This window comes from Weissella sp. DD23 (assembly GCF_001579105.1).
In the GTDB taxonomy this organism is placed as follows: Bacteria; Bacillota; Bacilli; order Lactobacillales; family Lactobacillaceae; genus Weissella; species Weissella cibaria.
Window position 1 is genome coordinate 191,680 of record NZ_KQ970394.1, and the last position, 1,662, is coordinate 193,341.

Annotated in this window: 2 protein-coding genes; both read left to right on the plus strand. The window is 44.3% G+C overall.

Features of this window, described 5'->3' with window-relative positions; all coding sequences use genetic code 11:
* Nucleotides 1–513, plus strand: a 513-nt coding sequence (locus WEIDD23_RS14740) for an ABC transporter permease (protein WP_242865476.1), incomplete at its 5' end; no start/stop codon positions are given.
* Complete coding sequence (locus tag WEIDD23_RS08335; RefSeq protein ID WP_010370062.1) at nucleotides 513–1,598, plus strand: ABC transporter substrate-binding protein; 1,086 nt, start codon at nucleotides 513–515, stop codon at nucleotides 1,596–1,598. The genes WEIDD23_RS14740 and WEIDD23_RS08335, both read left to right, overlap by 1 nt.
* Nucleotides 1,599–1,662: the final 64 nt, after the last annotated feature.

Consider the following 1,662-nt stretch of genomic DNA (forward strand, 5'->3'; position numbering starts at 1 on the left):
ATGGTGTCACCTGATGTTATCGTCGGTGCCAGCTTCCTGATTTTCTTCACGATGATTGGCATGAGTTTGGGCTTCGGATCAGTGGTCTTGTCCCACATTGCCTTCTCAATTCCAATTGTTGTGTTGATGGTTTTGCCTCGTTTGAATGAAATGAACCCAGCCTTGATTGATGCGGCCCGTGATTTGGGTGCCTCAAACTATCAAGTATTGTCACGTGTGGTGTTGCCATATGCCTGGCCTGGTATTTTGGCTGGTTTCTTTATGGCGATTACGTACTCACTTGATGATTTCGCAGTGACGTTCTTCGTAACAGGTAATGGTTTCTCAACGTTGTCAGTTGAAATTTACTCACGTGCCCGTCAAGGAATCGATTTGTCAATTAACGCGCTGTCAGCGTTGATGTTCTTGTTATCATTGCTGTTGGTAATCGTTTACTACTTCATTTCAAACTACAGCGTGAAATCAAGTAAGAAGAAGCGTGGTGGCGCAGCAGGAATGGTGGTGCATCAATAATGAAGAGATTAGCATGGTTAACTGGGATTATCCTGGCCGTTGTCGCTTTGTTGTTCGGTATTAACGTTGCGCTACAAAAGTCGGCTGAATCAGGATTGAAGACCGGTTCAAATAAGACCTTGACGATTTACAACTGGGGTGACTACGTTGATCCGTCACTGATTAAAAAGTTCCAAAAGGAAACGGGGTACAAAGTGGACTATGAGACATTTGACTCAAACGAAGCGATGTACACAAAGATTAAACAAGGTGGGACGCACTATGATTTAGCGGTGCCATCAGACTATATGATTCAAAAAATGAAGAAGGCCCATATGTTGGTTAAGCTTGATCACGGTAAGTTAACAGGCTTGAACAACTATGATAAGCGCTTCATGAACCAACCATTTGATCGTGGCAATCAATACTCAGTACCTTATTTCTGGGGTACGTTGGGAATTGTTTATAACGACAAATATGTTAAGGCGGGCGACATTAAGACGTGGAACGACTTATGGAACCCGAAGTACAAGAATTCAATCATGTTGATTGATTCATCACGTGACATCATGGGGATGACGCTTGCTTCAAGTGGCGAGTCGGTGAATACTAAAAGTATTCCTGAATTGGCCGCAGCGAAGGGAAAGTTGGACACTTTGATGCCAAATGTGAAGGCGATTGTCGCCGATGAAATCAAGATGTACATGGCCCAAGATGAAGCTGCCTTGGCGGTGGATTACTCAGGGGATGCAGCGGAAATGATTGCTGAAAATAGCCACTTGCATTACGTGGTGCCATCAGATGGTGGTAACCTCTGGTTCGATAACATTGTGATGCCCAAGACGGTTAAAAATAAGCCAGCCGCTTATGCTTTCTTGAACTTCATGAGCCAACCAGAAAACGCAGCAAAGAATGCTGAGTACGTTGGTTATGCCACACCAAATAAGGCCGGTAAGGCGCTGTTGCCAAAGTCGATTCGTGACGATAAGCAATGGTACCCAGCCGAAAAGACCTTGTCACACTTGGAAGTGTATCAAGATCTTGGCCCATACTGGGTCGGCCAATACAACGATTACTTCTTGGAATTCAAGATGACGAATCGTTAAATCTAAACGCTACTGGATGTAAGATTCAGTAGCGTTTTTGTTGTGTCCGGGAATTAGTTTGGGG